Consider the following 8,312-nt stretch of genomic DNA (forward strand, 5'->3'; position numbering starts at 1 on the left):
TGGTCTGTTCTATGGCGTTGGTGGCAATGGTGGCCTCGGTGGCGATGGTGCTGTGGGTGCTGCTGGTGCGATGGGTCTTGCCGGCCTTGATGGCGGTAACGGTGCCGCCGGTGGTGCCGGTGGTAACGGTGGTGCCGGTGGTAGGGGTTCGTGGCTGATCGGTTCCGGCGGTAAGGGTGGCTCCGGTGGTCAGGGCGCCAACGGTGGTGCCGGTGGTGTCGGTGGTGACGGCGAGGACGCGATCCTGGCCGGTGCCGACGGTACGGATGCCGGCAACGGCGGCAACGGCGGTGCCGGTGGTGCTGGTGGCCTGGCCGGTGCTGGTGGTTCCGGTGGTCTGATCGGTTCGTCGGGTGCCGCCGGTGTCGGCGGCAACGGTGGCAATGGTGGTGCCGCCGGTATCGGTGGTAACGGTGGCGCCGGTGCTGATGGCGACGCCGCGAACATTGATGGCGGCGCCGGTGGTCGTGGTGGCGACGCCGGTGTGGCCGGTGCTGGTGGCGCGGGTGTAATCGCGGGTACCGCGGGTGCCGCGGCGACCAATGGCGGCAACGGTGGTGCCGGTGGTGACGGGTTCGATGCCCTCATTGCTGGGGCGGCTGGTGGCGCTGGTGGTGCCGGTGGTGACGGCGGCAACTTGGGCAATGGTGGTGCGGGCGGTAACGGTGGCGCCGGCGCGGCGGGCATCGCCGGTGAGACCGACATCAACGGTGATGGCACGGCTGGCCTGACTGGTGGCGCTGGTGGTGTCGGTGGCGCTGGTGGCGCTGGCGGTTCGGCGGCCGGTAACGGTGGTGCCGGCGGCGCCGGTGGCGCGGGCGGTACCGGTGGCGTCGGCGGCGGCGCGGCCAATGGTGCCGATGGCGCTGACGCTGCTGCGGGTAGCGGCAACAACGGTGGTGACGGTGGTGACGCGAGCGGCACGGCCGGTAACGGTGGCGACGGTGGCGCCGGTGGTGCCGGTGGTGCCGGCGGTACCTCGGCGAAGGGCCTGGCCGGTGTCCACGGTGTCGGCGGTATCGGCGGCGACGGCGGCGTTGGTGGCGCGGCGGGTGTGGGTGGCACCGGTGGTGCCGGCGCCGGCGGCGGCCTGGGCGCAGCAGCCGGTAACGGCGGCAATGGCGGTAACTCCAGCTCGGTTGCCGGGCAGGGCGGTAACGGCGGTGCCGGTGGCTCCAGCGGTGGCGCAACCTACGCGGCCGCGGGTGCCGTGGGTGCTGTCGGCAGCACCGGCAACGGTGGTGTCGGTGGTGTCGGTGGCAACGGCGAGGTCCTCGGCGACGGCACGGTGCAGGCCGGCGGTGTCGGCGGTAACGGCGGCAACGCCGACGTGGACGGCGACGGTGGCGCCGGTGGCGCCGGTGGCCAGGGCGCGACCGGTGTCAACGGTGAGACCGACCTCAGCGGTGACGGCACGGCGGGTGGCACCGGTGGTACCGGTGGCGCGGGTGGCGTCGGTGGTACCAGCGGCTCGAACTCGGGTACCGGTGGCGCCGGTGGCGTCGGTGGTACCGGTGGTACCGGTGGTAACGGTGGCGCGGCAGCCGACGCGACCGTGGCCGGTGCTGCCGGACACACCGGTGGTGACGCGGGTGCGGGTGGTATCGGTGGCGACGGTGGCGCCGGCGGTGCCAGTGGCCACGGCGGGCTCGGCGGTGCCGGCGGCGCCGCGGGCAACGGTGGCGCCGCGGGTCAGGCCGCGGCCGGTGGCAAGGGCCTTGGCGGCGGCGGCGCCGACGAAGCCGGTGCTGGTGGCCAGGGTGGTGCAGGTGGACTCGGTGGTGTAGCCGGCTCGGCAGGCGCGGGAACCGACGGCGGTGCCACTGGCGCGACCGGCTATGACGGTGCCGGCAGCAACGGTGGCGCTGGTGGCGCCGGTGGCGACGGTGTCGGTCTGGCCAGTGATGGCGTGACCGGTCAGGCCGGCGGCGCGGGCGGTCAGGGTGGCGACGCGGCCGTCGACGGTAACGGCGGCGCGGGCGGCGCCGGTGGCCGTGGCGCGGATGGAACCGACGGAACGACTGACGGCAGCGGCAACGGGACCGCTGGCGGTAACGCCGGTGCCGGCGGTAAGGGCGGCACCGGTGGGGCCGGCGGATCGGGCGCCGGTGACGGTGGTCTGGGTGGCGCCGGTGGCGAGGGCGGTATCGGTGGCAACGGTGGCGCGGCCGACGACGCCACGGTGGCCGGTGCCAACGGCGGTAACGGTGGCGATGCGGGCGCCGGTGGAGCCGGTGGTGCCGGTGGTGCCGGTGGTACGGCGGCCGAGGGTGCTGGCGGCGCGGGCGGCGACGCCGGAAACGGCGGCGCGGCGGGTCAGGCCGCGGCCGGCGGGGCAGGCCTCGGTGGCAACGGCCAGGACGCAGCCGGCAACGGCGGCACGGGCGGTAACGGCGCCGACGGCGGCGCGGGCGGCAAGGCAGGCGTCGGCGGCGTCGGCAGCCTCACCAACGGTGCCGGCGGTGAGGCGGGTCTGGCCGGCCTGGGCAGTGACGGCGCCAACGGTGGTGCCGGTGGTGCCGGTGTCGGCCTGGCCAGCGACGGCCTGACCGGACAGGCCGGTGGTGTCGGCGGCGCTGGTGGTAACGCGGCGACGATCGGTAACGGTGGCGCGGGCGGTATCGGTGGTCTTGGCGCCACGGTCGCCGGGCTCACGGACATCAACGGCAACGGCCTGGCGGGCTTCGTCGGCGGCACGGGTGGTAACGGTGGCGCCGGTGGCGCCGGCGGTACCACCTCCGGCAACGGTGGCGCGGGCGGTAACGCCGGTAACGGTGGTAACGGTGGCGCCGGTGGCGCCGGTGCGGACGCCACGGTGGCCGACACCGCGGGCGGTAACGGCGGCGACGCCGGTGCGGGTGGCCAGGGTGGTACCGGTGGTGCCGGTGGTTCGGCCAACGACGGTGAGGGCGGTGTCGGTGGTGACGCCGGTAACGGTGGCGACGCCGGTATCGCGGGCGCCGGTGGCACAGGTCTCGGTGGCGGTGGTGCCACCAACGCCGGCGCCGGTGGTAACGGTGGCGCCGGTTCTGTCGGTGGTGCGGCGGGCGCTGCGGGCGTCGGCGGCAGTGGAAGCGAAGCCGGCGGCCAGGGTGCGGCGGGCAATGCCGGCGCTGGCAGCGACGGTGGTGCCGGCGGTCAGGGTGGCGCGGGTGCCGGCCTGATCAGTGCGAGCAACACCGGCCAGGGCGGCGGTGCGGGTGGTGCCGGTGGCGCTGCGGCCCTGGTGGGCAACGGCGGTGCGGGTGGCCAGGGTGGCGCCGGCGCGACCGTGGACGGCATCACTGACGGTTCGGGCAACGGCACCAATGGTGCCGACGGTGGCCTGGGCGGCCAGGGTGGTGTCGGCGGTACCGGCGGTTCGGTTTCGGGTAACGGTGGCGCCGGCGGTAACGGTGGCGCGGCCGGTCACGGCGGTAACGGTGGCAACGGCGCGGACGGCACGGCTGGCGTGAACGCGGTCGCCGGTAGCGGTGGCGATGGCACCGACGGTGGCGACGCCGGTAACGGCGGTAACGGCGGTAACGGCGGTACCGGTGGTAACGGTGGCGCCGGTGGCACCGCCGCCAATGGTTTGGTGGGTGACGAGGGCCTCGGCGGCGCCGGCGGTAATGCCGGCGACGCGGGTAACGCCGGTAACGGCGGTGCCGGCGGCAGCGGCGCCGGCGGCGGCGTCGGCGTCAAGGCCGGGAACGGCGGCGACGGCGGCCAGGGTGGTCTTCGCGGTGTTGCGGGCGGCTCGGCAGGTGAGGGTGGCTGGAACGCCAGCGCGACGCAGCAGGCCGCCGACGGTGCGGCGGGTGCCGCGGCGACCGGTGGTAACGGTGGCGCCGGCGGTAACGGCGGTGTCGGACTGGTCCACGGCGACGGTTCACCGCAAGCAGGTGGCGATGGTGGCAACGGTGGCGCGGCCGGCGCAGTCGGTGTCGGTGGTGCCGGTGGTAACGGTGGCGTTGGATCCACCGGCAAGGCCGGTACCGACGGAGTTGTCGATGGACTCGGCAACGGCGGCGACGGCACCCACGGTGGTGTCGGTGGCCTCGGTGGTAACGGCGGCAACGGTGGTGCCGGCGGTACCGAGTCGGGTGACGCCGGTGTCGGTGGCGCCGGTGGTAACGGTGGTGCCGGTGGCCGCGGTGGCTACGGCGCGGACGGTGTCAACGCGGTCAACGCGGTGTTCGGCAGCGGCCTGTCGGGTGCCGACGGCGGTGACGGCGGCAGCGGCGGCAACGGTGGCCTCGGCGGCGACGGTGGCGTCGGCGGGCTCGGTGGCACGGACGCCTTGGGCAACATCGCCGCGGCGGGTGTCGGCGGCAACGGTGGTCAAGGTGGTGCCGCGGGCAACTCCGGTAACGGCGGCAACGGCGCCAACGGCGCCGGCGGCGGCGTCAACCTGGTGGCCGGTAACGGCGGCAACGGTGGCGACGGCGGCGACCGCGGCCAGTTCGGCCTCGGCGGCAAGGGCGGCCTGAGCGGCGACGGCCAGCAGGCGGTGAACGGCGGCAACGGCGGTGTCGGCGTCGGCGGCAACGGTGGTGCCGGTGGTCGCGGTGGCAACGGATCGGTGCTGGCCGGCGGTATCCCGCAGGAGGGCGGCGCAGGCGGTGCCGGCGGTGACGCCGGAACCATCGGCAACGGCGGCGCCGGTGGCGCGGGCGGCTCCGGCAGCATCGGCGGCAACGGCGCGAACGGCAGCACCGGTGGTGTGGTCCACGGTGGCAACGGCCTCTCCGGCGGTAACGCCGGTGACGGCGGCGCGGGCGGCAAGGGCGGCTCGATCTCCGGTAACGGCGGTGCCGGCGGTGGCGCCGGTGTGGCCGGGACCGGCGGCAACGGTGGCAACGGTGCGGTCGGCAAGGCGGGTCTGGACGCGGTGGCCGGCACGGGCGGCGTCGGCAGCAACGGCGCGGCCGGCGGTAACGGCGGCTTCGGTGGTAACGGCGGTAACGGTGGTAACGGCGGCGCCGGCGGATCGGCGGCCAACGGCACGGCCGGCCTCGCCGGGCTGGGAAGCGTCGGTGGTAGCGGCGGTAACGCCGGGAACGGGGCCGACGGTGGCCGCGGCGGTAACGGTGCCGGTGGTGGCGTCAACCCGATCGCCGGTACCGGTGGTAACGGTGGCGCCGGCGGAAACATCGGCGTGGCCGGCAACGGCGGTACCGGTGGCTTCAACGCCGACGGCACTCAGCGGGCCGACGGCGCCGACGGCACTGCGGCCACGCACGGCGGCAACGGCGGTAACGGCGGTAACGGCGGTAACGGCGCCCTCGGCTCTGGACAGGCCGGCGGCAAGGCCGGTAACGGCGGCGCCGGTGGCAACGTCGGCAACGGTGGTAACGGCGGTAACGGTGGCGACGGTGCCCACGGCTCGGTCGGTATCACCGGCGGTGACGGCAACGGCACCAACGGCGGCAACGGTGCGGTGGCCGGTATCGGCGGCAACGGCGGTGCCGGTGGCTCACTGTCCGGTAACGGCGGCGCGGGCGGTAACGGCGGCGCGGGCGGTAACGGCGGCAACGGTGGTAACGGCGCTGCCGGTACCGGTGGCGGCAACGGTGGCAACGGTGGCGCGGCGGGCAATGCCGCTAGTGGCGCCGCCGGCGGTCAGGGCGGCAACGCGGTTGCCGGCAACGCGGGCGTGGGCGGCAACGGTGGTAATGCCGGCAACGCGGGCAACGGCGGCAACGGTGGTATCGGTAGCGGCGGCGGTCTCAATGCGGCGGCCGGCAACGGCGGTAACGGTGGCGCAGGTGGCGACCGGCTCGGTGTGGCCGGCCTCGGCGGCGCGGGCGGCTTCGGAGTGGGCGGCCAGGCGGCCAGCGGCAGCGACGGTGCGCTGGGCGGCGGCGGCAACGGCGGTAACGCCGGCAACGGCGGCGCCGGCCAGATCCTGGGCAGCGGCGTGTCGCAGAACGGCGGTAACGGCGGTATCGGTGGCGCGGCCGGCATCATCGGCAACGGTGGCGCCGGTGGTATCGGTGGAGCCGGCGCGACCGGCGCCAACGGCGTCATCGACGGTGTCGGTAACGGCACCAACGGCGCCGCCGGCGGTATCGGCGGCAACGGTGGCGCGGGTGGCGCCGGCGGTAGCCAGCTCGGTAACGGTGGCGCAGGTGGCCGCGGCGGCGTCGGCGGTAACGGTGGTATCGGTGGCGTCGCCAACGGCACCGACGGCGCGAACGCGGCCGCGGGCAGCGGCCTCAACGGTGGCAACGGCGGCGACGCGGGAACCAGCGGTAACGGTGGCGTCGGCGGTCAGGGTGGCGCCGGTGCGCTTGGCGGTACCGCGACCAACGGAGCGCAGGGCGCGGCGGGCGTCGGCGGCAAGGGCGGCGACGGCGGTGCCGGTGGCCAGGCCGGCCGCGGCGGCAACGGCGGTGCCGGTGCCGGCGGCGGCGTGAACAACGTCGCCGGAGACGGCGGTAACGGTGGACGCGGTGGCTTCGCCGGTGTCGGTGCGGCCGGCGGTGCGGGCGGCGTCGGCGCCAACGGCCAGATCGCGGCCGGCGGTGCATTCGGTGCGGCCGGCAACGTGGCCACCGGCAACGGTGGAAACGGCGGCGCCGGCGGCGCAGGCCAGATGCTCGGCAGCGGTATCGCCCAGTCCGGTGGTAACGGCGGTGCCGGCGGTGGCGCCGGCGCGGTCGGCACCGGTGGCGTCGGTGGTAACGGCGGCGCGGGCGCTGCGGGCACCAACGGCAGCACGCAGGTGACCGGTGAGGGCAGCCACGGCGTCAGCGGTGGCCACGGCGGTAACGGTGGCGACGGCGGCAAGGGCGGCCTGACCTCCGGCAACGGCGGTGCGGCCGGTAACGGTGGTGCCGGCGGTACCGGCGGCAACGGTGGTAACGCGGCCAACGGAGCCAATGGCAACAACGCCACCGCGGGCACCGGTGCCGCCGGTGGCAATGGTGGCGACGCCAACGGCGACGGCGGTAACGGTGGCGCCGGCGGCAAGGGCGGTAACGGCGGTGTCGGTGGTACCGCGACCAGCGGTACCGCGGGCGCCAACGGCGTCGGCGGCGCCGGCGCCAGGGGCGGCAACGCCGGTAACGCCGGCAGCGGCGGTAACGGCGGTAACGGCGCCACGCTCACCGTGGGCAACGGCACCGTCGCGGGCGCCGGTGGTGACGGCGGTAACAGCAACAGCAACGCGGGCACGGCGGGTAACGGTGGCGCCGGCGGCTGGAACGGCAACAACACCGTCCAGGCCGGCAGCGGCGCCAACGGTGCGGCCGGCGCGGCGGGCAACGGCGGTAACGGCGGTAACGGCGCCAACGGCGCGACCGGCAACGCCAGCAACAACGGCCAGTCCGGTGGCGCGGGTGGTGCCGGCGGTAGCGCCTTGCTCGACGGCAACGGCGGCAAGGGCGGCAACGGCGGTAACGGTGGCGCCGGCCAGTCGAACGGCTCGGCCGGTAGCACCGGCACCCGCCCCGCAACCAACAGCGGCCTGCCCGGCACCGACGGCGGCGCCGGCGGCGACGGTAAGCACGGCGGCTCCGGCGGTGCCGGTGGTCAGGGCGGCGCCAGCGGTAGCAACTCCGGTAACTCCGGTTCCGGCGGCAACGGCGGCAACGGCGCCAACGGTTCCAACGGTGGCGCCGGTGGTAAGGGTGGCACCGGCGCGACGGGTAACTCCGCATCGGTCGTCGGCGGCGACGGCGGCGCCGGCGGTAACGGCGGCGCCGGCGGTAACGGCGGTACCGGCGGGCAAGGCGGTGCCGCCGGCGCCCAGAACAACGGCAACGGCACGGCCGGCACCAACGGCACCACCGGCACCAACGGCAACGGTGGATCCGGCGGTAAGGGCGGCACCGGCGGTACCGCCGGCAACGCCACCGGCTCGAGCACCGCGTTCCCGGGCGGAACCGGCGGGGCCGGCGGTACCGGTGGCACCGGTGGCACCAGCGGTGGCGGCAACGTCGCCGCCCCGGGCAACCCCGGCACCGCCGGCAACCCCCCGGGCGGCACCGGCAACCGCACCGGTGGTACGGGCGGCACGGGTGGTAACGGCACTGCGGGAGCCACCGGATGATGACCCGCTCATATCTCGTCCCCACCGGGCGTCCGGTACCGAACACACCAAGAACTTGATCCGAGAAAACATCACCGACATGGGTTCGTCGCAGAATAGGGAGTCCCGCATGACTGACAAGCAGCACGGCAAAGGGCGTCGTGGTTTCACCGGCGGTGTCCGCAGCCGGGGTGGCCGGGTGGCCGCTGCCGGGAGTGCGGTTGGCGCGTTTTTGACGTTCGGGATGTCGCCGTTGGCTGCGGCGCCGGTGGCGCATGCCGATGAGTTGGACTGG

General features: G+C 75.3%; 1 protein-coding gene. It reads left to right on the forward strand.

The genetic code is table 11. The features are described from left to right. Positions 1 to 70 precede the first annotated feature (70 nt). On the forward strand, positions 71 to 8,038 hold the full coding sequence (locus N416_RS23615; RefSeq protein ID WP_231384349.1) for a PE family protein: 7,968 nt from the start codon (positions 71 to 73) through the stop codon (positions 8,036 to 8,038). Positions 8,039 to 8,312: the final 274 nt, after the last annotated feature.

The sequence above is a fragment of the Mycobacterium sp. UM_WGJ genome, from assembly GCF_000455125.1.
GTDB lineage: Bacteria > Actinomycetota > Actinomycetes > Mycobacteriales > Mycobacteriaceae > Mycobacterium.